Source organism: Enterobacter cloacae complex sp. GF14B, assembly GCF_004136805.1.
Lineage (GTDB): Bacteria > Pseudomonadota > Gammaproteobacteria > Enterobacterales > Enterobacteriaceae > Enterobacter > Enterobacter hormaechei_C.
Genome location: NZ_QFRV01000005.1, coordinates 42,579 through 62,254, shown reverse-complemented (window position 1 = coordinate 62,254; position 19,676 = coordinate 42,579). Strand labels below are relative to the sequence as shown.

General features: G+C 53.7%; 22 protein-coding genes and 1 pseudogene. 13 read left to right on the top strand and 10 right to left on the bottom strand.

Going from position 1 to position 19,676, the window contains the following annotated elements; translation table 11 throughout:
* Nucleotides 1–8: 8 nt before the first annotated feature.
* Both DD606_RS03015 and DD606_RS03010 read right to left on the bottom strand, forming a co-directional pair.
* Nucleotides 9–659 (bottom strand): carbon-nitrogen hydrolase family protein, encoded by a 651-nt coding sequence (locus DD606_RS03015; RefSeq protein ID WP_129258161.1) that lies wholly within the window; start codon nucleotides 657–659, stop codon nucleotides 9–11.
* 111 nt (nucleotides 660–770) lie between these two features.
* The gene (locus tag DD606_RS03010; protein WP_003859784.1) at nucleotides 771–1,001 is read right to left on the bottom strand and encodes a DNA polymerase III subunit theta; all 231 of its coding nucleotides are present in this window, start codon (nucleotides 999–1,001) and stop codon (nucleotides 771–773) included.
* 137 nt (nucleotides 1,002–1,138) lie between these two features.
* Here DD606_RS03010 and yobA point away from each other — a divergent pair, with 137 nt between their 5' ends.
* Genes yobA through DD606_RS02995 form a run of 3 tightly spaced genes read left to right on the top strand, consistent with a single transcriptional unit; the run spans nucleotide 1,139 to nucleotide 2,736 of the window.
* A complete protein-coding gene (gene yobA / locus DD606_RS03005; protein ID WP_023314337.1) occupies nucleotides 1,139–1,510 on the top strand; it encodes a CopC domain-containing protein YobA in 372 nt (123 codons plus the stop codon).
* Between the two features lies 1 nt (nucleotide 1,511).
* Nucleotides 1,512–2,381 carry a copper homeostasis membrane protein CopD gene (copD, locus tag DD606_RS03000; protein WP_129258159.1) on the top strand — a complete coding sequence of 290 codons (870 nt, stop codon included), beginning with the start codon at nucleotides 1,512–1,514 and terminating at the stop codon, nucleotides 2,379–2,381.
* A gap of 16 nt (nucleotides 2,382–2,397) precedes the next feature.
* Complete coding sequence (locus DD606_RS02995) at nucleotides 2,398–2,736, top strand: YebY family protein (RefSeq protein ID WP_003859787.1); 339 nt, start codon at nucleotides 2,398–2,400, stop codon at nucleotides 2,734–2,736.
* A gap of 125 nt (nucleotides 2,737–2,861) precedes the next feature.
* On the opposite strand, the gene DD606_RS02990 is transcribed toward DD606_RS02995, so the two are convergent.
* Nucleotides 2,862–3,059, bottom strand: coding sequence for a hypothetical protein (locus tag DD606_RS02990; protein WP_032609507.1), 198 nt, complete (start codon nucleotides 3,057–3,059; stop codon nucleotides 2,862–2,864).
* Between the two features lie 45 nt (nucleotides 3,060–3,104).
* Nucleotides 3,105–4,085, bottom strand: coding sequence for a VirK/YbjX family protein (locus tag DD606_RS02985; protein ID WP_003859879.1), 981 nt, complete (start codon nucleotides 4,083–4,085; stop codon nucleotides 3,105–3,107).
* Between the two features lie 167 nt (nucleotides 4,086–4,252).
* Here DD606_RS02985 and pphA point away from each other — a divergent pair, with 167 nt between their 5' ends.
* Entirely contained in the window at nucleotides 4,253–4,897 is a 645-nt protein-coding gene (gene pphA / locus DD606_RS02980; RefSeq protein WP_003859884.1) for a protein-serine/threonine phosphatase, read from the top strand.
* Nucleotides 4,898–4,931: 34 nt separating this feature from the next.
* Here pphA and DD606_RS02975 read toward each other — a convergent pair whose 3' ends face one another.
* The 4 genes from DD606_RS02975 to yebS all read right to left on the bottom strand — a co-directional run bounded on the left by DD606_RS02975 (nucleotide 4,932) and on the right by yebS (nucleotide 10,683).
* A complete protein-coding gene (locus DD606_RS02975) occupies nucleotides 4,932–5,171 on the bottom strand; it encodes a YebV family protein (RefSeq protein WP_003859885.1) in 240 nt (79 codons plus the stop codon).
* Between the two features lie 106 nt (nucleotides 5,172–5,277).
* Complete coding sequence (gene rsmF, locus DD606_RS02970) at nucleotides 5,278–6,726, bottom strand: 16S rRNA (cytosine(1407)-C(5))-methyltransferase RsmF (RefSeq protein WP_202815718.1); 1,449 nt, start codon at nucleotides 6,724–6,726, stop codon at nucleotides 5,278–5,280.
* Between the two features lie 71 nt (nucleotides 6,727–6,797).
* Nucleotides 6,798–9,431 (bottom strand): PqiB family protein, encoded by a 2,634-nt coding sequence (locus DD606_RS02965; protein ID WP_003859888.1) that lies wholly within the window; start codon nucleotides 9,429–9,431, stop codon nucleotides 6,798–6,800.
* Entirely contained in the window at nucleotides 9,400–10,683 is a 1,284-nt protein-coding gene (gene yebS / locus DD606_RS02960; protein ID WP_003859890.1) for a membrane integrity lipid transport subunit YebS, read from the bottom strand. The genes DD606_RS02965 and yebS overlap by 32 nt, the downstream gene beginning before the upstream one ends.
* Nucleotides 10,684–10,815: 132 nt before the next feature.
* Here yebS and DD606_RS02955 point away from each other — a divergent pair, with 132 nt between their 5' ends.
* The 4 genes from DD606_RS02955 (at nucleotide 10,816) to htpX (ending at nucleotide 15,239) form a co-directional block, all read left to right on the top strand.
* Nucleotides 10,816–11,313, top strand: coding sequence for a GAF domain-containing protein (locus DD606_RS02955; RefSeq protein ID WP_006811006.1), 498 nt, complete (start codon nucleotides 10,816–10,818; stop codon nucleotides 11,311–11,313).
* 96 nt (nucleotides 11,314–11,409) lie between these two features.
* Nucleotides 11,410–12,096, top strand: coding sequence for an RNA chaperone ProQ (gene proQ, locus DD606_RS02950; protein WP_003859895.1), 687 nt, complete (start codon nucleotides 11,410–11,412; stop codon nucleotides 12,094–12,096).
* 19 nt (nucleotides 12,097–12,115) lie between these two features.
* Nucleotides 12,116–14,164 carry a carboxy terminal-processing peptidase gene (gene prc, locus DD606_RS02945; RefSeq protein ID WP_045896052.1) on the top strand — a complete coding sequence of 683 codons (2,049 nt, stop codon included), beginning with the start codon at nucleotides 12,116–12,118 and terminating at the stop codon, nucleotides 14,162–14,164.
* Between the two features lie 193 nt (nucleotides 14,165–14,357).
* Nucleotides 14,358–15,239 carry a protease HtpX gene (htpX, locus tag DD606_RS02940; RefSeq protein WP_003859899.1) on the top strand — a complete coding sequence of 294 codons (882 nt, stop codon included), beginning with the start codon at nucleotides 14,358–14,360 and terminating at the stop codon, nucleotides 15,237–15,239.
* Nucleotides 15,240–15,290: 51 nt separating this feature from the next.
* Here htpX and DD606_RS02935 read toward each other — a convergent pair whose 3' ends face one another.
* Nucleotides 15,291–16,664 (bottom strand): MFS transporter, encoded by a 1,374-nt coding sequence (locus DD606_RS02935; RefSeq protein ID WP_045896051.1) that lies wholly within the window; start codon nucleotides 16,662–16,664, stop codon nucleotides 15,291–15,293.
* A gap of 178 nt (nucleotides 16,665–16,842) precedes the next feature.
* Between DD606_RS02935 and kdgR the strand changes: the two genes are divergently transcribed.
* Complete coding sequence (gene kdgR, locus DD606_RS02930; protein ID WP_003859903.1) at nucleotides 16,843–17,634, top strand: DNA-binding transcriptional regulator KdgR; 792 nt, start codon at nucleotides 16,843–16,845, stop codon at nucleotides 17,632–17,634.
* A 63-nt stretch (nucleotides 17,635–17,697) separates the two neighbouring features.
* On the opposite strand, the gene DD606_RS02925 is transcribed toward kdgR, so the two are convergent.
* Nucleotides 17,698–17,937, bottom strand: coding sequence for a YobH family protein (locus DD606_RS02925; protein ID WP_003859905.1), 240 nt, complete (start codon nucleotides 17,935–17,937; stop codon nucleotides 17,698–17,700).
* 160 nt (nucleotides 17,938–18,097) lie between these two features.
* Between DD606_RS02925 and mgrB the strand changes: the two genes are divergently transcribed.
* From mgrB to cspE, 4 genes and pseudogenes are all read left to right on the top strand, one after another.
* On the top strand, nucleotides 18,098–18,241 hold the full coding sequence (gene mgrB / locus DD606_RS02920) for a PhoP/PhoQ regulator MgrB (protein ID WP_003859906.1): 144 nt from the start codon (nucleotides 18,098–18,100) through the stop codon (nucleotides 18,239–18,241).
* 74 nt (nucleotides 18,242–18,315) lie between these two features.
* Entirely contained in the window at nucleotides 18,316–18,603 is a 288-nt protein-coding gene (locus DD606_RS02915; protein WP_003859907.1) for a YebO family protein, read from the top strand.
* A gap of 668 nt (nucleotides 18,604–19,271) precedes the next feature.
* Nucleotides 19,272–19,416 (top strand): annotated as a pseudogene (locus DD606_RS02910) (DUF2627 domain-containing protein).
* 12 nt (nucleotides 19,417–19,428) lie between these two features.
* A complete protein-coding gene (gene cspE / locus DD606_RS02905) occupies nucleotides 19,429–19,638 on the top strand; it encodes a transcription antiterminator/RNA stability regulator CspE (protein ID WP_001062678.1) in 210 nt (69 codons plus the stop codon).
* The last annotated feature ends 38 nt before the right edge of the window (nucleotides 19,639–19,676 follow it).

Genomic DNA, 19,676 nt, shown 5'->3' with positions numbered 1-19,676 from the left:
TAAAATGCCTAGCCTAATGGAATGATATCGCCTTGCCAACCCTGTTGGCCTAAAGAACCGGTTAGCAGCAGTTCTCCCTTATCGGCACGTACAATCAGCTGACCTTTTTCATCCCATAACGCGCTACCGCCGCGCGCGTTCGCCATTAATACCGCGATGGCGTACTTGTGCGCGAAGCGTTGTAACGAACCGATCGATTGTCGCCAGCGGTGCTCGCCCACGGCCAGGCTGCTGGTGAACAGCGTTACCTCCGGGTCCAGTTCCGGGGCGTCAGCCTGGTTATCCACGATGGTTAACCTTTTATCGCCAGGAATAACACCCGCACCGTTGCCCTGCGGATAACGCCGGATGGTCGACAGGTTAGGGGTGAAAAGCGCGAGTCCTTTCTGGCGCTGGCCGTGTTGCTGGAGCGTAATACCAGCAATCACCGTGATGAAACGTGACTGGGCGGCGTGAAGGAGGGGGGCAAGCTGCAAATCGTCAGGAGGTGGGGGTAAGGATGTTCCGCCTGGGCCGGTAAGCGAAAGCTCCGGAAAGACGATCAAATCGCACCCATGCCAGGCAGCTTCGGCAATAAAGTGCAGGTGATGTTTTACGTGCTCATCAACACAGTTGTGCCGCGGGGCATACTGAGCCGCGGCAATATTCCATCGTGACATCGTGACTTCCTTATACACTAAGTCGCTGGGATTTTAAGATTACACCTAAATTTATCAGGGTTTTCTTATCCTGCCACATAACGCGTAAGGAAGTGTAACGAGACGTTAAGCTTATTTAACTTTAGGTTCGTACGGCAGGCGCGAGAGATTGACGGAGGCGAGGCGATGCGCAATGAGACGTTCGCGAAACCAGTCGCGCAGATGTGCGGGTTGTTCACGCTCTACCACTTCAGCTACGACGGGCATGTTGTAACGCTCTTTGAATGCGACACCCGCGGCGGCGAGATCGACATTCACTTTGTCCATCTCGTCCTGAGGAAGGGCGGCCAGGTTAACGTTCATTTCCTTCTCCTTTTTCTGCGGCGGCAACGTTACCGCGATTGTTCAACGATGACAAGGGAGCAAAGGATGTTCCTCGACTCGTTAATTATACAGAGTTATTCTTTAGCATTCAGGCATAACGAAAAGGAATGATTGTGATGCACTTTACCCCTTCCCGCGTCGCGTGCGCGCTGGCATTTTTGCTCTCTTCAGCAACCGCGACCTCAGCTCTGGCCCATGCGCATCTTAAGCAGCAATCCCCGCAGGAAAATACCGTTGCGGTGGCACCAGAGGTCATTACCCTGAACTTCTCGGAAGGCATTGAGCCTGCCTTCAGCGGCGTGGTGGTGACGGACGCGCAGCAGCACAAGATCCAGACCGGCGCGGTGAAGCGTGACGAGAAGGATAACGCAAAGCTGATTGTTCCTCTTGAGAAACCGTTGACGACCGGCACCTACACGGTGGACTGGCATGTGGTCTCCGTGGACGGCCACAAAACCAAAGGCAGCTATCACTTTAGCGTGAAATAGTATGCTGGCCCTGAGCTACGTCGCGTTACGCTTTATCCATTTTGCTGCGCTGATGCTGCTTTTCGGCAACGCGCTTTACAGCGTCTGGTTTGCACCGTCTTCGTTGCAGCGCCTCATGACCCGGCGTTTCCAGCGGCAGCAGAAACTCGCGGCCTTAATCAACCTGATGGCGGCTCTGCTGATGTTTGGCCTGCAAAGTGGGTTGATGGGCAACGGCTGGAGCGATGTCATTCGTCCGGCGGTCTGGCGCAGCGTGCTGGGAACGCAATTTGGCGGCGTCTGGTTGTGGCAAATGGTGCTGGCCGCTGTGACGGCGGGCGCTGCATGGCTTACCCCGCAAAAAGGCTCACGGCTGTTACTGCTCGTGATGGGGCAGCTGGTGCTGTTGGCGGGCGTGGGACATGCCGCGATGAACGGTGGCGCACCGGGAGCATTGCATCGTCTCAACCATGCGCTTCACCTGCTCTGCGCCGCGACCTGGGTGGGTGGTTTACTGCCGCTGCTGTTTTGTATGCGTCTGGCGAAAGGCCGCTGGCAGCCAGCCGCTATCTTTACCATGATGCGCTTCTCCCGCGTGGGGCATTACGCCGTGGCAGGCGTGCTGCTGACCGGGATAATCAATACGCTCTTTATTGTTGGCATAAACGTGCCGTGGCATGCGCCTTATGTCCAGCTGTTGTTGTTCAAATGTGCGCTGGTCATGATGATGGTGGCAATTGCGCTGGCGAATCGGTATTTTCTTGTGCCACGCTTTCGCCCGGAGGCCGGGCGGGAACAACAGATTTTTATCAGGATGACACAGGCAGAGGTGGTGCTGGGCGCGCTGGTACTGGCGGCCGTCAGCCTGTTCGCGACCTGGGAACCCTTCTGACAAGGTTAAATAACATATGAAAAAGACACTGCTTTCTCTTTTACTTCTCACCTGTGCCAGCAGTGCGCTGGCCGCGCCGCAGGTCATCACCGTCAGCCGGTTTGAAGTGGGCAAGGACAACTGGGCATTTAATCGTGAAGAGGTCATGCTCACCTGCCGTCCCGGTAACGCGCTGTATGTCATCAATCCCAGTACGCTCGTGCAGTATCCGTTAAATGACGTAGCGGAGCAGCAGGTGGCCAGCGGGAAAAGTAACGGACAGCCTGTCAGCGTGATCCAGGTGGATGACCCGGCAAACCCCGGGCAGAAGAAAAGTCTGGCACCGTTTATTGAGCGCGCTGAAAAGCTCTGCTAGCCGTCAGGTTTCCAGTAAAAAAAAACCGCAGGTGCTTGTAAAAGCTCTGCGGTTTTTCACATTTAGTGATGTTCTGACGCTTTTTTTCAGACCACTTTTACTGTGGACTGGAAAACCTGACGTCGTCATCTATTCTTAAAGGGCAAGGCGATTGAGCCTGCATTAATGCCAACTTTTAGCGCACGGCTCTCTCCCAAGAGCCATTTCCCTGGACCGAATACAGGAATCGTATTCGGTCTCTTTTTATCCGCATGAAAATAAACGATAAAATCCGGTTTTCGTCTCAGCAGAAGGTTCACTTCCTGTGCGCCTGCCTCAAACATACCACAACCCGGCAGGCGTAAGTCCAGTCCTTTTTGGCTGTTTTGTTAAATTTTTGTTTGTATTTTGCCTGAGACGACTGCGGGATCAATGCGCGCCTGTACGGAAGCCGCAATATCATCAAGTAACGCAAAGCGGCGACGGTATTCGGCGCGTTTTTTGCTGGCAATCTCCTCCAGTGCTTTACGCTCCATCTGGAGCGGCAACTGCCAGCAGAAGGGGGAGAGTTTCTTTCCGTTCAGGCCTTCCCAGAACTCGTCGTAGCTGGCGTGAAAATGACGGCCTTTGCTCAGACGGTAGCGCAGCGCGCGGAAAACATGGCCTTCATCGCTGACGGCAAAAATCGCGCTGATGTTCGAGCGTGAGGCAAGCTGGAAGATCACCTCCATCAGCACGCGTTTCGGGAAAAGACCATGGCAGGCACGGGTAGCCTGTTTAATCACCTCCCGTGAAACATGACGACGTGGACCCTGAAGGCCGCCGATCACCAGCACCGTACGGCCGTTACTGCGTGCGACACAGAACGTCAGGCTGGCAAGCAGCGTATTGTCATTGTCGTGCAGCCAAAGCGTGCTTTCGCCTTCGCGTTCGGCCTTACCTGCGGACGAGGCGTGGACGGTATAGATTTCGCCGTTTTTTGCTTCGAACCGGACAACCGGCACCTCTTGCGGGCTGGTCAGCGCGTGGGCGAGGGCGATGTTTTTCAGACTATCAATCCACTGATAGTGGCTGACGATAGCATCGGCCCGGTCGTTTGAGTTCAGGCCGCGCATCAGATACTGGCGGTGAGTTTTGCTCGGCAAGGTAATTTGAGAGGTGAGCAGCCTGTCGAAATCATCGCGCCCGGACAGGGCCTCCAGCATGCGATGGGTGGAGGACCAGAATAAAAGCGAGCGCAGAAGGAACTTTAACCGGTAATCACGTTTGTGCCAGATTGGGCCGGGAACGCGTTTTCCTCTCACCAGTTCAGAAATAATATTTGTACGATGCGGATAAAAAACATCGTTTTGCAGGTGTATGTTTGACACGTGAAAATCCCTCTTTTTATTCCGCTCTATTTTAAAGGCCAGGGAATAAGGGATTAATAGCGCAGCGATCTTTATTTCCGGCTGGTTTATGGTTTGTTTGGATTCGCGAAATCCGACGCCAGTTCATGACATTTTCTGTGGCAGCTATACTTCTTACAGGAGGCGTTATGTATCAGAAAATAGAGGGAGAACACTGGCGTCATATCTGGGTTGCCAGCGATATTCATGGTTGCTATCAGTGGCTTATGGATGAGCTGAAACGACGACATTTTAATCCTGATACGGATCTGCTGATCTCGGTGGGGGATATTATCGACCGCGGGCCTGACAGCGTAAAATGTTTACAGCTGATGCAGGAAAACTGGTTTTATGCGGTACGCGGTAATCACGAGCAAATGGCGTTAGATGCGCTTAAAAATAATGATTTTAGTCTCTGGTCGATAAATGGTGGTAACTGGTTTACCGGGCTTAAGGACGCTCAACAAAAACAGGCGAAGGGTTTACTCGACGCGTGTCGGGACTTACCGCACATTATTGAAATAACCTGCAAAAACGGTCTCAACGTGATTGCTCATGCGGATTATCCCTCCGCCGAATATGGCTGGCATAAGCCGGTGGATGCCCAGCGCGTGCTGTGGGATCGCGACCGGTTAATGGGCTTTATGGTGGGCAAAGGGCAGGGCATTAGCGGCGCGGATCACTTCTGGTTTGGACATACGCCTGTGGACAAACGCTACGATTTTAACAATCTGCACTACATTGATACGGGGGCAGTATTCGGGGGCTTTCTGACGCTGGCGCAGCTTCAGTAATAAATAACCCGCCTTCGGGCGGGTTCTCTTTGGGTCAGGCAAGACGCAAGACCCAGGCATCGGTTTTACTGTCGTAATGCTCACGGTACAGAACGGAATGTTCCCCATCAAGGATTGCCGGGACGCTGGTATCTGCATCCCAGGCGTCCAGCTGCATGCACAAATCCGGATCGGATTTGCAGGGAATACTTAACGTTCGTTCGCCTTGTGATTCGCCGCGCAATTCAGCGTCGTCGATTTCAAAAGCGCCAATGCGTACGCTGGTTTTCGTCATAATGCTCTCCGGTTTGTTGCCCAAAATCTGGTATGACCAGTGCAGTCACCCATTTTTGATCCTAGACAAGGAGAGCGAAATCGCCAGTAAAAAAATGCGCTTTTTTTCAGGCGCTGCGGTTGTTACCGGTAAACAGGCGGCCATCGCGTACCAGTTCGCGCGGATAGCTGTTTTTCAGCCGCGAGCCGACTTTTTTCGCCAGCCCCAGCGGATAGCCCTGATACGTCACGATGACTTCATCCTGTGACGGGCCGTCTTCCGGGTAAACGTCACGACCGCGATACCACTCTTCCGCTTCCTGATGCGTCAGGGCAAAGGTGTTCTCACTGCCGGCCAGCGCAATGACCGCTTCGTGCTGCCAGCGATAGCCTTTGTTGTGGATCTCTGCCAGGCGAATACCGAGGCGGGAGAAACGCACCTTACCAATCAGCGGTTCGATGTTGACCGGGAACAGCCACAGCTCTTTGTCACGCATCCAGAGGCGCAGGCTCTCATCCCAGTGCAGGCCGACTTTGCTCGCAGCCGCTTGCGCCTGTGCCGCCTCACGGCCTTTGACCGGCGCGAACGGGAAGTTGCCGACCTTAAACTTAGGGGCAGGCAAGGGATCGACGGCGCGGGTTTTACGCAGACGGGCAACAAAGAAGCCTTCGCAATCGTAAATCTGCGGGAAGACATGCAGGAAGCCTTCAGGCGTGGCCGCATGGCTGGCCGAGTCGAAGAGGGTGTCCAGCGGCAGAAACTCGACGGCATCCACATAGCGTTGCTTGAGCCACAGGCAGACGTCCTCGTTTTCATCGCGATTCAGCGTGCAGGTAGAGTAAACCAGCGTCCCGCCTGGGCGCAGGGCATGAAACGCGCTGTCGATCAGTTCGCGCTGCGTGGCGGCGATCTCCAGGTTGCTTTCAACGGACCAGTTTTTTAACGCATCAGGATCTTTACGCACCACGCCTTCGCCGGAGCAGGGCGCGTCGAGCAGGATGGCATCAAAGGCTTCCGGCAGGGCAGCGCCAAACACGCGACCGTCGAAGTGCGTTAACGCGACGTTGTGGATCCCGCAGCGGCTGATATTGGCGTGCAGGACTTTAACGCGGCTGGCGGAAAATTCGTTGGCGAGGATCGCGCCGCGGTTGTTCATCCGGGCGGCAATCTGCGTGGTTTTAGAGCCCGGCGCCGCCGCGACATCCATAACCCGCTCAGGCTGGTTCCCGTCGGCAAACAGCGCAGCAACCGGCAGCATGGAGCTGGCTTCCTGAATATAAAACAGCCCGCTCAGGTGCTCGGCGGTGCTGCCGAGCGGCAGGCTCTCCTCTTCATCCCGTTCGATCCAGAAACCCTCTTCACACCACGGCACTGGCGTTAATTGCCAGCCGTAGGGGGAGACGAGATCCAGAAACGCCCCGACGCTGATTTTCAGCGTATTGACGCGAATACTCCGGCGCAAAGGGCGCTGGCATGCGGCGACGAAATCGTCGAAAGAGAGATGAGCTGGAAGCGCCTCGCGCATCTGTGCGAGGAATTGTTCGGGAAGAAATACGGAGTTTTGAGCCACGGGCACACCACAGGGAAACATTCAGGTGCGCAGTGTAACATAAAGGCTCCGGCGCGTTGACACCGGAGCCTGCGAGATTAACGCGGCAGCGCCGTTCCCCATTCGCGCCACTCTTTCGGTTCACTTTCCAGCAGCAGGAAGTGTTTACCTGCCTGCGCCTTAGGCGCCAGAGGCGTGCCAGGCGGCGTCGCGAAGGCAATGCCGCCGCGAATGAACTGGTTAAAGGTCCCCGTTTTGACCACGCCACCGGTCAGGCCGAAGTCCAGCGAGTAGCCTGAAGCGAGCCAGAACACCGAGTTGTTGCGAACCAGATGCTGATAACGCTGGCTGATGCGCAGGCCGACCATCACGCGATCGGACAGATTACCCAGCGTCAGGCTTGTTACTGTCCCCACTTCAATGCCGCGGAACAGGACCGGCGTACCGATGCCCAGCGAACCGGCTTCCGGCACTTCAACCACAATGCTCAGACCGTCCAGATAACGGGAGTCGGTGATGGTTGCCTCCTGCAACTCAAATTCACGACGCGCGTTGCCGCGACCCGGTTCAACGTTTATGTACGGTTGAAGTATGGTGTCGAGATGCTCAACCCCTGCGGCAGAAATTTGCGGCGTAACCACCGAGAAGCGCGAGCCTGCCCGGGCGAACGTCTGCACATATTCCGGATAAAGCACGGCGGTCGCCTGAACTTCGTTGCGCGCGGTGATCAGCGTCAGCTTCTGGACCTGCCCGATATCAATGCCGAGATAGCGGATGGGCATGCCTTCAGCCAGTTTACCGGCATCAAAGGTGTGCAGGGTAATCTGCCCCCCGACCGCACGCGCCGCGGTTTCGGACGGGAAGAGGATCCGCTTGTCACCTTTACGCATGTTGCCGCCCGCGCCGCTCAGGTTATCGAAGCTGATCGCACCGCGCAGGGCACGGGAGAGGGGAGACGCCTGTACGGTCAGCCCGCTGCCGTTGAGCTGCACTTTCGCGCCGCCTTCAGCCCAGAACACGCTGTTTGGCGTGAGCAGCTTGCGGTACTCCGGCTTGATATGCAGTTCGATATCAAACGCGTCCGCACGAGGACGAACGGTGATCACTTCCCCGACTTCAAACTTACGATAAAGCACGACGGAGCCTGCCTGGACGTCCGGCAGCGTTTCAGCGCTTAAGGTCAGCGTGGTGGTCGGCAGGTCGCCAAGGCTGTTTTCAATGGCTTTGTCCAGATTGGCGAACAGCGGATAACTCTCGCGCAGCGCACCTTTGCTGCCCGGCAGAATGCGGATCCCGCCGTTAACCCACTCGCTGGCGCTGGCGCCGAGGAACTCAACGCCGTCCAGACCCACCTTCACGTCGACCCGGCTGTTAACCACAAATTTACTGTCGCCGTGAACCAGATTGCTGTACTGCGGATCGATGGCGGCGGAGAAGGAGACCCCTTTTTCTGTCAGCTTACGTTCGAGGACCTGGCCCACCTGCACACCGTGCAGGATCAGCGGTTGCCCGGCTTCGATACCGTAGCTTTCCGGCGCATTCAGCGTAACCGTCAACACGCCCGGTTTTTGCAGCAGGGCTTTATCCGCCGGGGCGATAACAAAGTTTTTGTTCGGCGCGCCTTCACCGGGGATCAGCTCAAAGGTGCTTCCCGTCAGCAGGGAACTGATGCTGGCGTCGCTGAGGGAGAGCTTCGGATTACGCAGTTCAATGCGCGTTTTTTCCCGCAGGAGATCCACCACGCTCGGATCCACCGTCATTTCGCCGGTAACGGAGCCGCCCGCATTGAGGGTTAATTTTGTCAGTTGCCCGACCTCTAAACCCTGGTACATCAACGGGGTCGAACCGGCTTTCAGGCCTTTGGCATCCGGCAGGGTCAGCTTGACGATGACGCCGCGCTGGCTGTGCGCCAGGTCGGCGTACAGGCCAAAGGTATCTTCTGCGGCGGCAGGGCTGGAGTCAGCAGGTGAGTCGAAGGCGATAGCGCCATTCACCAGCGCCGCCAGGCTCTCAAGCTTCACTTTCGCACCGCTTAAGCTCAGGTCGGCATCGACGCCGGAGACGTTCCAGAAGCGGCTGCCTTTTTTCACCAGGTTGGTAAAACGGCGCTCGATGAGTACATCAATGGTCACGCCATCTTTGTTCGGGTTAATGGCGTAGTCGTAAACGCGACCAACCGGAATTTTGCGGAAATAGACCAGAGAACCACTGTTCAGCGAGCCCAAATCCGGCGCGCGGAGGTGGATCATCAAATCGCCGTTATTCAGCCGATATTTCGGCTGGGTATCCAGCGCAACAAAGTGATCCTGTGGCTCGCCTTTGCCGGGCATCATGCCGATATAGTTACCGCCCACAAGCGCATCCAGCCCGGAAACGCCGGCCAGGGAGGCTTTAGGCGTGACCAGCCAGAACTGCGTTTCGGCGCGCAGGGCATCCTGCATATCAGACTTAATGCTCGCCCGGACCTGAATTTTGTTCAGCCCTTTGCCGAGGGAAATATCCTGCACGGTACCCACTTCCACCCCCTGGAAGCGAACGGGGGTACGTCCGGCGACAATGCCGTCCGCAGACTGGAAATCAATCGTGATGGTACTTCCGCGATCTTCATAGCTCGTCCAGATAAGCCAGCCTGCGATCATCAGCGCGATGACAGGTAGCAACCAGAATGGCGAAATGCGGCGTTTTGTTTTAATTCTCGCTTCAGTCGGCGAAGCGGGCGTTTCCTGACTCATGTGCGTCCCAAAGTAAGCGGCTGTCCAGCCATTCCACTGCAAGAATAGTCAATATCACCGCAGAGCCGAAATAAAAAGCTGCGGGTCCCATGGTAAAAGCAAGTAACTGATCGCGATTGATGAGCGACATCATCAGCGAAATCACGAACAGATCCAACATCGACCAGCGACCAATCCAGGTCACGAATCGCAGAAGCAGGATGCGGGTGCGTAGGCCTTGTTCGCATTTAAAGTGAATGCTGATAAGCAGCGTAAACATCACCACCACTTTGGTAAAGGGCACCAGAATACTGGCGATGAAAACAATGGCGGCGACCCCCACGTTACTGTGCGCCAGAGAGATAATCCCTGAAAGGATAGTATCTTCCTGACGGGCGCCGTTCACATAAATTACGGAGATCGGCAGCATGTTGGCCGGGAACAAAAATACCAGGGAGGCGATAAGCGCCGCCCAGCATTTTTGCAGGCTGTTGTTGCGTCGCAATCTTAACGGAATGTGGCAGCGCGGACATCTCCCGCGTTTATCCGGAAAACCGGTGTAATGGCACCCCAGGCAGACGCGCAGGTTGTCATCAGGCCGGGTCGCGGGACGCTGCGGGTAAAATCGCTCCCAAAGCTGTTCAACATTGAGATGAATCAGGGTCAGAATACTCAGCAGGACCAGTGAAATAAACGCAAAAAGGCCAATGCCAGGTTGTAAAAATGCATAATCCTGCACCTTGATAGACGCCACGCCGACGCCCACCAGATAGATGTCCAGCATCACCCACTCCTTGAGCTTTTCCAGCATGAGCAGGACGGGGCGCAGGTTCATCCCCAGTATGTTGCCAAACCACAGGTAGGCAATTGCCGCGACCAGCACCAACGGCGCGCCGACGACGCAGAACAGCACCATGGCGGCCGTAAGCGGATCGCCCTGGCGCGTCATCTGCCAGATCCCCTGCAACACGTTAGCGTCAATACGCACGCCAAGCAGGTAGAGCTTTAACAGCGGCTCGGTCCAGGCGAAGGGCATCAGCAGTAGCATGGTGACCGCCATTGCCGCCAGACGCGTCAATGACCAGTCCCGGCCATCGCGAATTTTGGCATCGCAGCATGGACAAAAAGCACTTTGGTGCGATTTCATCTTCGGCAACATAAAAAGCGTATCGCACTGGGGACAACGCTGATAATGTGCACGGGGCAGAGCCTGGCTTACCGTACGGACAACGATCTTTCGTGTCGGCGTAATTTGGGGTGTTTTTAGGGCCATCAGTCGCACACAGATTAGTATTGTTGAAAGTTATAATAACTCATGAACGGATTCATCTTGAGCATGAGCGCATTTAATGCTTATTTTAATAGGCTATGCGGTAACTATGTAAGATAACTAAGTGATTGAATAATGAACAAAACAGAATTCTACGCGGATCTGAATCGCGATTTTAAGGCATTAATGGCAGGGGAAACCAGTTTCTTAGCCACTCTGGCAAATACCAGTGCGTTACTGTTCGAACGCCTTTCTGACGTGAACTGGGCGGGCTTTTATCTGCTGGAAGGCGACACGCTGGTACTGGGGCCTTTCCAGGGGAAACTCGCCTGCGTGCGTATCCCGGTAGGTCGCGGCGTGTGCGGTACCGCAGTGGCGACCCGTCAGGTTCAGCGTGTCGAAGATGTTCATGCGTTTGACGGCCACATCGCCTGCGATGCCAGCAGCAATTCTGAAATCGTACTGCCGCTGGTGGTTAAAAATCAGATTATTGGCGTTCTGGATATCGACAGCACGGTCTTCAGTCGCTTTACTGCCGAGGATGAGCAGGGGCTGCGCGCGCTGGCCGCAAACCTGGAAAATGTTCTGGCAGAGACCGATTATCATAAATTCTTTGCGAGCGTCGCAGGATAATCAACGGATAACGTAGCATTTACTGATAGCGTCATTATAATGTCGCCTGTTCATGCCTGCGCTTGTTGGCAACGTCCGTTGTAATCAGGAAATTTCATGGAAAATCAACCTAAGTTGAATAGCAGTAAAGAAGTTATCGCATTTCTGGCCGAGCGTTTCCCGCAGTGCTTCAGCGCTGAAGGTGAAGCGCGTCCTCTGAAAGTCGGTATCTTTCAGGATTTGGTCGCGCGCGTTGAGGGGGAGATGAACCTCAGCAAAACGCAGCTTCGTTCTGCCTTGCGCCTTTATACCTCGAGCTGGCGTTACCTGTACGGTATCAAGCCGGGTGCGACCCGTGTCGACCTTGACGGCAACCCGTGCGGTGAGCTGGACGAGCAGCACGTAGAACATGCGCGTAAGCAGCTTGAAGAAGCCAAAGCTCGCGTGCAGGCACAGCGTGCGGAACAGCAGGCGAAAAAACGCGAAGCCGCAGCGGCAAACGGTCAGGAAGACGCCCCTCGTCGCGAGCGTAAACCGCGCCCGGCACCGCGTCGTACTGAAAATAACGATCGCAAACCGCGTGCTGACAAACCAGCAGCTAAAGCCCCACGTGCGCCGCGCGAAGAGCCGCGCCACACCCCGGTTTCTGACATCAATGCGCTGAGCGTAGGTCAGTCTCTGAAGGTGAAAGCGGGTAACAACGCGATGGACGCCACCGTACTGGAAATCACCAAAGATGGCGTTCGTGTACAGCTGACTTCTGGTATGTCAATGATTGTACGCGCAGAACACTTGTTGTTCTGAAACGGAGGCCGAGCCTGGCATGAACACTTTTTTTAAGCTCACCGCGCTGGCTGGCCTGTTTGCTATAACAGGCCACGCTTTCGCTGTGGACGATATTACGCGTGTTGATCAAATTCCGGTTCTCAAGGAAGAGACTCAGCACGCGACGGTGAGTGAGCGCGTGACGTCGCGCTTTACTCGTTCGCACTATCGTCAGTTCGATCTCGATCAGGCCTTTTCGGCCAAAATCTTTGACCGTTATCTGAACTTGCTGGATTACAGCCATAACGTACTGCTGGCCAGCGATGTCGAACAGTTCGCTAAACGCAAATCCGAAGTGGGTGATGAGCTGCGCTCCGGAAAACTCGATCTGTTCTACGATCTGTACAACTTATCGCAAAAGCGCCGTTTTGAGCGTTATCAATACGCGCTGAAAGTGCTGGAACGTCCTATGGACTTCACCGGCAACGACACCTTTAATCTGGACCGCAGCAAAGCGCCATGGCCGAAAGACGAGGCTGAACTGAATGCGCTGTGGGATGGAAAAGTCAAATATGACGAACTGAGCCTCAAGCTCACAGGCAAAGACGAGAAAGAGATCCGTGAGACGTTAAACCGTCGCTACAAGTTCGCTATTCGCCGTCTGGCGCAGACCAACAGTGAAGATGTTTTCTCGCTGGCGATGACCGCGTTTGCGCACGAAATTGATCCGCACACTAATTATCTCTCTCCACGTAACACCGAACAGTTCAATACCGAAATGAGCCTGTCTCTGGAAGGTATCGGTGCTGTGCTTCAGATGGACGATGACTACACCGTAATCAACTCCATGGTGGCCGGTGGCCCTGCATCGAAAAGCAAAGCGATCAGCGTAGGCGACCGTATTGTCGGTGTGGGCCAAACCGGAAAGAGCATGGTGGACGTGATTGGCTGGCGTCTTGATGACGTAGTTGCGCTGATCAAAGGGCCGAAGGGCAGCAAAGTTCGCCTGGAGATCCTGCCAGCCGGTAAGGGGACCAAAACCCGTATCGTTACTCTGACCCGTGAGCGTATCCGTCTGGAAGATCGCGCGGTGAAAATGTCGGTGAAAACCGTGGGTAAAGAGAAGGTTGGCGTTCTGGATATCCCTGGTTTCTACGTCGGCCTGACCGATGATGTGAAAGTGCAGCTTCAGAAGCTTGAAAAGCAGAATGTCAGCAGCGTGATCATTGACCTGCGCAGCAACGGCGGCGGGGCATTGACCGAGGCCGTCTCGCTTTCCGGGCTGTTTATCCCGTCTGGCCCGGTGGTACAGGTGCGCGATAACAACGGTAAAGTGCGTGAAGATGCGGATACCGATGGTGTGGTCTACTATAAGGGGCCGCTGGTGGTGCTTGTCGATCGCTTCAGCGCCTCTGCATCGGAAATCTTCGCTGCTGCCATGCAGGATTACGGCCGGGCGTTAATCGTCGGCGAACCGACGTTTGGCAAGGGCACCGTTCAGCAGTACCGCTCTCTGAACCGTATTTACGACCAGATGCTGCGCCCTGAATGGCCGGCGCTGGGCTCAGTACAGTACACCATTCAGAAGTTCTACCGCGTCAACGGCGGCAGCACGCAGCGCAAAGGCGTGACGCCGGATATTATGATGCCGACAGGTACCGAAGAGACGGAAACGGGCGAGAAGTTTGAAGATAACGCGCTGCCGTGGGATAGCATTGATGCCGCGACATTCGTGAAATCGGGTGATATGAAACAGTTCGGACCGGAACTGCTGAAAAATCACAACGATCGCATCGGGAAGGATCCGGAATTCCAGTACATCATGAAGGACATCGCGCGTTTCAACGCCCTGAAAGCAAAACGGAACATTGTGTCTCTGAACTACGCTCAGCGTGAGAAAGAGAACAATGAAGATGACGCGACACGTCTGGCGCGTATCAACGATCGCTTCAAACGTGAAGGCAAGCCTCTGCTCAAAAAACTGGACGATCTACCTAAGGATTACCAGGAGCCCGATCCGTATCTGGACGAGACGGTGCATATCGCGCTTGATCTCGCGAAGCTGGAAAAAGGGAAACCTGCTGTGCAACCTGCTCCGACAAAATAATCCCCCAACAGGCACAAGAAATTGTGCCTGTTTCTTTTTGTTCCTCATCCTTCCGTCAGGCAGATTTCCAATTGTGTAAAGTTGTGTCTTTCTGGTGACTTACGCCGTCTGGATGCTTGAAAATAGCCGTAATACCCATACGATGTGGGTAATCGCATAGTGCGTTTTGTTAAACTGAGGTTAAAAGAATATTATGATGCGAATCGCGCTCTTCCTGCTCACCAACCTGGCGGTGATGGTGGTATTCGGGCTGGTGCTAAGCCTGACGGGAATTCAGTCGAGCAGCGTTCAGGGTCTGTTGATTATGGCGCTGCTGTTTGGTTTCGGTGGCTCTTTCATTTCACTGCTAATGTCGAAGTGGATGGCACTGAAATCCGTGGGCGGTGAAGTTATTGAGCAACCGCGTAACGATATGGAGCAGTGGCTGATGAGCACGGTTGCTCAGCAGTCAAAGCAGGCGGGCATTGCCATGCCGCAGGTAGCCATCTACCACGCGCCGGATATCAACGCGTTTGCTACCGGTGCGCGTCGTGACGCGTCCCTGGTGGCCGTCAGCACCGGTCTGCTGCAAAACATGAGCCGTGACGAAGCGGAAGCGGTTATTGCTCACGAGATCAGCCACATCGCTAACGGCGATATGGTCACCATGACCCTGATCCAGGGCGTGGTGAACACCTTCGTTATCTTTATTTCCCGTATTCTGGCGCAGATTGCTGCCGGGTTTATGGGTGGCAACCGTGATGAGGGTGAAGAGAGCAACGGCAACCCGCTGATCTATTTTGCTGTTTCAATGGTGCTGGAGCTGGTGTTCGGTATCCTGGCAAGCATTATTACCATGTGGTTCTCCCGTCATCGTGAGTTCCATGCGGATGCCGGTTCCGCGAAACTGGTGGGTCGTGAAAAGATGATTGCTGCGCTGCAACGTCTTAAAACCAGCTACGAGCCGCAGGAAGCAAACAGCATGATGGCCTTCTGCATCAACGGCAAGTCAAAGTCGCTGAGCGAGCTGTTTATGTCTCACCCGCCGCTGGATAAACGTATTGAAGCGCTGCGTAGCGGCGAATATCTGAAGTAACGTAATCGGGTTGAAAACAACCGGGCAGGAGTCCTTCTCCGCCCGGTTTTTTTATGCCTGCGCCTTTGGCTGGGTGACACGAAGACCGCTAATGACAGCCGCGAGGGTCGCCAGTGTCCCTGCGGTAATCAGCGCAACGTGTGTCGCATTCTGCCCGGCCAGGTTAAACATCAAGGCTACCAGTGCGGCCCCGGTGCTTTGCCCTAACAGTCTTGCCGTGCCCAGCATCCCGCTGGCGCCACCGCTGCGATGACGTGGGGCAGAGGTGATAATCGTGTGGTTATTAGGGGACTGGAACAGACCAAAACCGGCCCCGCACAGGATCATGCGCCAGATAATATCCAGATCCCCTGGCGAGGCGGGCAGGAGCGCCAGTGCAAACAGTCCCACCGCCATGACAACCAGCCCAATCGCCCCCAGAAGCCCGGCATGAACGCGCTCAATAAGGTAACCGGCCAGCGGGGCCATCACCATGGTTGCCAGAGGCCAGGGCGTGAGCAGCAAGCCTGTTTCCACTTCCGAACGGCCAATCACGCTCTGCAAAAAGAACGGCAGCGCAACCAGCGCCAGCATCTGGGCGCAGAACGAGCAAATGGAGGTACAAATGGATAGCGAAAACAGCGGAATACGCAGCAAATCCACCGGCAGTAACGGCACTGGCAGCGCCAGCTGACGTCGTACGAAGAAAAATCCGATGATAAGCATGGCAACGATTTCTGCGGCAATGAGCGACAGAGACTGCCCCTGAGCAAATCCGCTCAGCGCGGTAATCAGCAGGCCAAAGGTCAGCGCGTTCATCACGGCGCTGAGCAGGTCAAAACGCGGCATGGTGTTTTTCGGACCATTTTCCGGAAGATAGCGCAGGGCGAAGAAGATCGCCACAATACCCAGCGGCACATTAATGGCAAACAGCCACTGCCACGAGGCAACGGACAGAATGGCGGCGGCAATCGTCGGCCCGGCAGCGGACGACACGGCCACAATAAAGGAATTAATGCCCATGCCGCGCCCCAGGTGGCGGTGAGGATAGATAAGCCGTATGAGGGCCGTGTTCACGCTCATTAGCGCCGCGCCGCCAAAGCCCTGCGCGATACGCGCCAGGGTGAGGGTGTGCAGTGAATCGGAAAGGGCACAGAAGAGCGAGGTGAGGGTAAAGACCACCAGCCCGCACTGGTAAACCCGGCGATAGCCAAACATATCGCCCAGGAAAGAGAGTGACAGGAGGGAAATCACAATTGCTATCTGGTACGCGTTCACAATCCAGATGGAGCTTGCGGGAGAAGCATTAAGGTCTTTTGCAATGGTAGGAAGAGCAACGTTGGCAATCGCACCGTCAAGGACAGCCATCGAAATACCGATGACAATAGTGGCAATTGCCCCGTACCTCTGCGGTAAGGGCAGGCCATCAGAAACGTTTTTTTGCATGGGAAAAGAATGACTCAGCGTGAAATTATTTTCAGAGTAACTATTTTAGCATCGTTATTTCGGTTTTATGTCGCAGATTTGTAACGAAGTAAACCCAGATAGATTGCAGCACGCATCACACGAATTTATAATAAAAACCGGTTCTGATTTTTATAAAACACTCTCCATGAGGTGATAAATGGCAATCGCAGATTTGGATAAGCAGCCAGATTCTGTTTCTTCCGTGCTGAAGGTGTTTGGCATCTTGCAGGCGCTCGGAGAAGAGCGTGAAATTGGTATTACAGAGTTGTCGCAGCGTGTGATGATGTCGAAAAGCACCGTTTATCGCTTTTTGCAGACGATGAAATCATTGGGTTATGTCGCGCAGGAAGGAGAATCAGAAAAATATTCTCTGACGCTGAAACTGTTTGAACTGGGCGCCCGCGCTTTGCAAAACGTGGATCTGATCCGCAGCGCTGACATTCAGATGCGTGAACTTTCACGACTGACGAAAGAGACAATTCACCTCGGTGCGCTGGATGAAGACAGCATTGTTTACATCCACAAAATTGACTCCATGTACAACCTGCGCATGTATTCACGCATCGGTCGTCGTAACCCGCTCTACAGCACCGCAATTGGTAAAGTACTGCTGGCCTGGCGCGATCGCGAAGAGGTGAAGCAGATCCTTGACGGGGTGGAGTACAAACGCAGCACCGACCGCACCATTACCAGTACGGATGAACTGCTGAGCGTGCTGGATAATGTGCGTGAGCAGGGTTACGGGGAAGATAACGAAGAGCAGGAAGAGGGGCTGCGTTGCATCGGTGTGCCGGTATTTGACCGCTTCGGCGTTGTCATTGCGGGCCTGAGCATTTCGTTCCCAACGCTGCGTTTCTCTGAAGAGCGTCTTCATGAATATGTGGCGATCCTGCATACCGCAGCGCGCAAAATTTCAGAGCAGATGGGCTATAACGATTATCCGTTCTGATCGACGCTTTCAATAAAAACGCCGCAACAGTGCGGCGTTCTTGTAAGCGAAATTCAACGCTGATTAACCGTTATCAATCACATCAGATGATTTACGCAGCACAGGACAGTTGGTTAACCCGATGATCCCGCTGTCGGAATGGATGTACTGCGCCGTGCTTACCCCCCGGGCGGTAAGATATTTACACTGGATACCCAGACCCGCGGCATTTTCTTTGCTTCCCATTAATACGCCGTACCCACTTAATAACAGGCCGATCCACACAATGGCCAGTACAATTACTGTACGAATAAGTAAACGCATCGTTGCCTCTTTTTTCTTTGTTGTCATGGAGTAAGCGTAACGGGTTTACGCAGTGAAACAAGTGCACGATTCCGAAAAGCGTCTGTTGAAGGTACAGTTAGCCCCTGTTTAAGATAACCGTGATAACCTGGCTGCATCAGGTCATAAGACGGAGTGTGGAGTGAAAAAAATACGCTGGGTAATTCTGATTATAGTGTTGATAGCTTGTGTGGTGCTGTGGACGCAGACTATCAATGTGATGTGCGATCAGGATGTACAATTCTTTAGCGGCATTTGTTCAATCAATAAGTTTATCCCCTGGTAGAGGCCATTTTTACGCTGAGTGATGTCCTTACGTGGCGGCAGTGGTAAAATGACTGTTTTTACTGAGGTGGTGAAATGGGTGAGTTACTGAATTCGGGGCTGCTGAGCATTGCATCCCTGGTAATGTCTTTGGTGGTGCTGGTCGTTGGGCTGGTACTGTGGTTCTTCGTTAACCGCGCCAGCTCCCGCACAAACGAGCAGATTGAACTGCTGGAAGCATTGCTCGATCAGCAGAAACGGCAGAATGCGTTGCTGCGTCGTCTGTGCGAAGCCAACGAGCCGGAGGAGAAAGCGGTACCTAAGGACGCTGTTGCTCAACAACAGGACGAGGAAGACTTCATTCGCCTGGTAGCCGAACGATAGTTTGCCCGGAAAGGGAGGTGGCCTGACGTACGGCGTAAATCCCCTCCCTTATCAAATGTGATCCACAACATCCCAACATATAATTAAGCAGCAGTTAACTATTGTTTCAGCATACTGAAAACTGGTGAATATTTATCCTTATTCGATAATTACCGTTTCGTTGAATAAATTGTGTGTTTTATCTTTCCCGAAGTGTTTTATTTTTATCGAAACGTTTTGCTTGCCTTGTTTTGAGGCAGAGTCATAAAAATTTCATTATTTTGGTGCAGAATAACGCTAATTAAATGGTGGATTTTAATACAATTAGCAAAATGTAATTAACATCGTATATTCCCTGACACATGTCGGTGCGTTGCAATGTTTTCAGCATAACTTTTCACAAAATGTTCTAACTCAGTCATTCTTTTAAAGAAAATCAGGGATTGGGATGGACGCTTTGAAATGATTGAGCTATGTTTAAAAAGTCTTTGATTACAGGGCGCGTCAACGCACCCTGCGGGCAGTGAGGTCAGGTAGCGCTTCATTTGACAATTCGCATAACTGTGCAGATTGTTATGGAGTAACACCTGAATTTGTGCGGCGGATCGAGACATGTTTAAAAATGGCTTGCCATATTAAACGTTGTGTGTGATAACACGTTTTGGGTCAAACGAGGTACAGTTCTGTTTATGTGTGGCATTTTCAGTAAAGAAGTCCTGAGTAAACACGTTGTCGTTGAATACCGCTTCTCTGCCGAACCTTATATTAGTGCCTCAAGCAGTAATGTCTCAGTTTTATCTATGTCAAAGCCCGCGGGCTAAGAAAACACTCTAAGGAATTTTGCAAATGGCAAAGATTAAAGGTCAAGTTAAGTGGTTCAACGAGTCTAAAGGTTTTGGTTTCATTACTCCTGCTGACGGCAGCAAAGACGTGTTCGTACACTTCTCTGCAATCCAGGGTAACGGCTTCAAAACTCTGGCTGAAGGCCAGAACGTTGAGTTCGAAATTCAGGATGGCCAGAAAGGCCCAGCTGCGGTTAACGTAACTGCTATCTGATCGAATCACTGCTGACTGAAGCGCTCAGCGCTTCGATC

Excerpts from the sequence above, each read along its gene's own strand:
- DD606_RS03015 (WP_129258161.1), bottom strand. The coding sequence starts at position 659 with ATGTCACGATGGAATATTGCCGCGGCTCAGTATGCCCCGCGGCACAAC.
- DD606_RS03010 (WP_003859784.1), bottom strand. The coding sequence starts at position 1,001 with ATGAACGTTAACCTGGCCGCCCTTCCTCAGGACGAGATGGACAAAGTG.
- yobA (WP_023314337.1), top strand. The coding sequence starts at position 1,139 with ATGCACTTTACCCCTTCCCGCGTCGCGTGCGCGCTGGCATTTTTGCTC.
- copD (WP_129258159.1), top strand. The coding sequence starts at position 1,512 with ATGCTGGCCCTGAGCTACGTCGCGTTACGCTTTATCCATTTTGCTGCG.
- DD606_RS02995 (WP_003859787.1), top strand. The coding sequence starts at position 2,398 with ATGAAAAAGACACTGCTTTCTCTTTTACTTCTCACCTGTGCCAGCAGT.
- DD606_RS02990 (WP_032609507.1), bottom strand. The coding sequence starts at position 3,059 with ATGTTTGAGGCAGGCGCACAGGAAGTGAACCTTCTGCTGAGACGAAAA.
- pphA (WP_003859884.1), top strand. The coding sequence starts at position 4,253 with ATGTATCAGAAAATAGAGGGAGAACACTGGCGTCATATCTGGGTTGCC.
- DD606_RS02975 (WP_003859885.1), bottom strand. The coding sequence starts at position 5,171 with ATGACGAAAACCAGCGTACGCATTGGCGCTTTTGAAATCGACGACGCT.
- DD606_RS02965 (WP_003859888.1), bottom strand. The coding sequence starts at position 9,431 with ATGAGTCAGGAAACGCCCGCTTCGCCGACTGAAGCGAGAATTAAAACA.
- yebS (WP_003859890.1), bottom strand. The coding sequence starts at position 10,683 with ATGGCCCTAAAAACACCCCAAATTACGCCGACACGAAAGATCGTTGTC.
- DD606_RS02955 (WP_006811006.1), top strand. The coding sequence starts at position 10,816 with ATGAACAAAACAGAATTCTACGCGGATCTGAATCGCGATTTTAAGGCA.
- proQ (WP_003859895.1), top strand. The coding sequence starts at position 11,410 with ATGGAAAATCAACCTAAGTTGAATAGCAGTAAAGAAGTTATCGCATTT.
- prc (WP_045896052.1), top strand. The coding sequence starts at position 12,116 with ATGAACACTTTTTTTAAGCTCACCGCGCTGGCTGGCCTGTTTGCTATA.
- htpX (WP_003859899.1), top strand. The coding sequence starts at position 14,358 with ATGATGCGAATCGCGCTCTTCCTGCTCACCAACCTGGCGGTGATGGTG.
- DD606_RS02935 (WP_045896051.1), bottom strand. The coding sequence starts at position 16,664 with ATGCAAAAAAACGTTTCTGATGGCCTGCCCTTACCGCAGAGGTACGGG.
- kdgR (WP_003859903.1), top strand. The coding sequence starts at position 16,843 with ATGGCAATCGCAGATTTGGATAAGCAGCCAGATTCTGTTTCTTCCGTG.
- DD606_RS02925 (WP_003859905.1), bottom strand. The coding sequence starts at position 17,937 with ATGCGTTTACTTATTCGTACAGTAATTGTACTGGCCATTGTGTGGATC.
- DD606_RS02915 (WP_003859907.1), top strand. The coding sequence starts at position 18,316 with ATGGGTGAGTTACTGAATTCGGGGCTGCTGAGCATTGCATCCCTGGTA.
- cspE (WP_001062678.1), top strand. The coding sequence starts at position 19,429 with ATGGCAAAGATTAAAGGTCAAGTTAAGTGGTTCAACGAGTCTAAAGGT.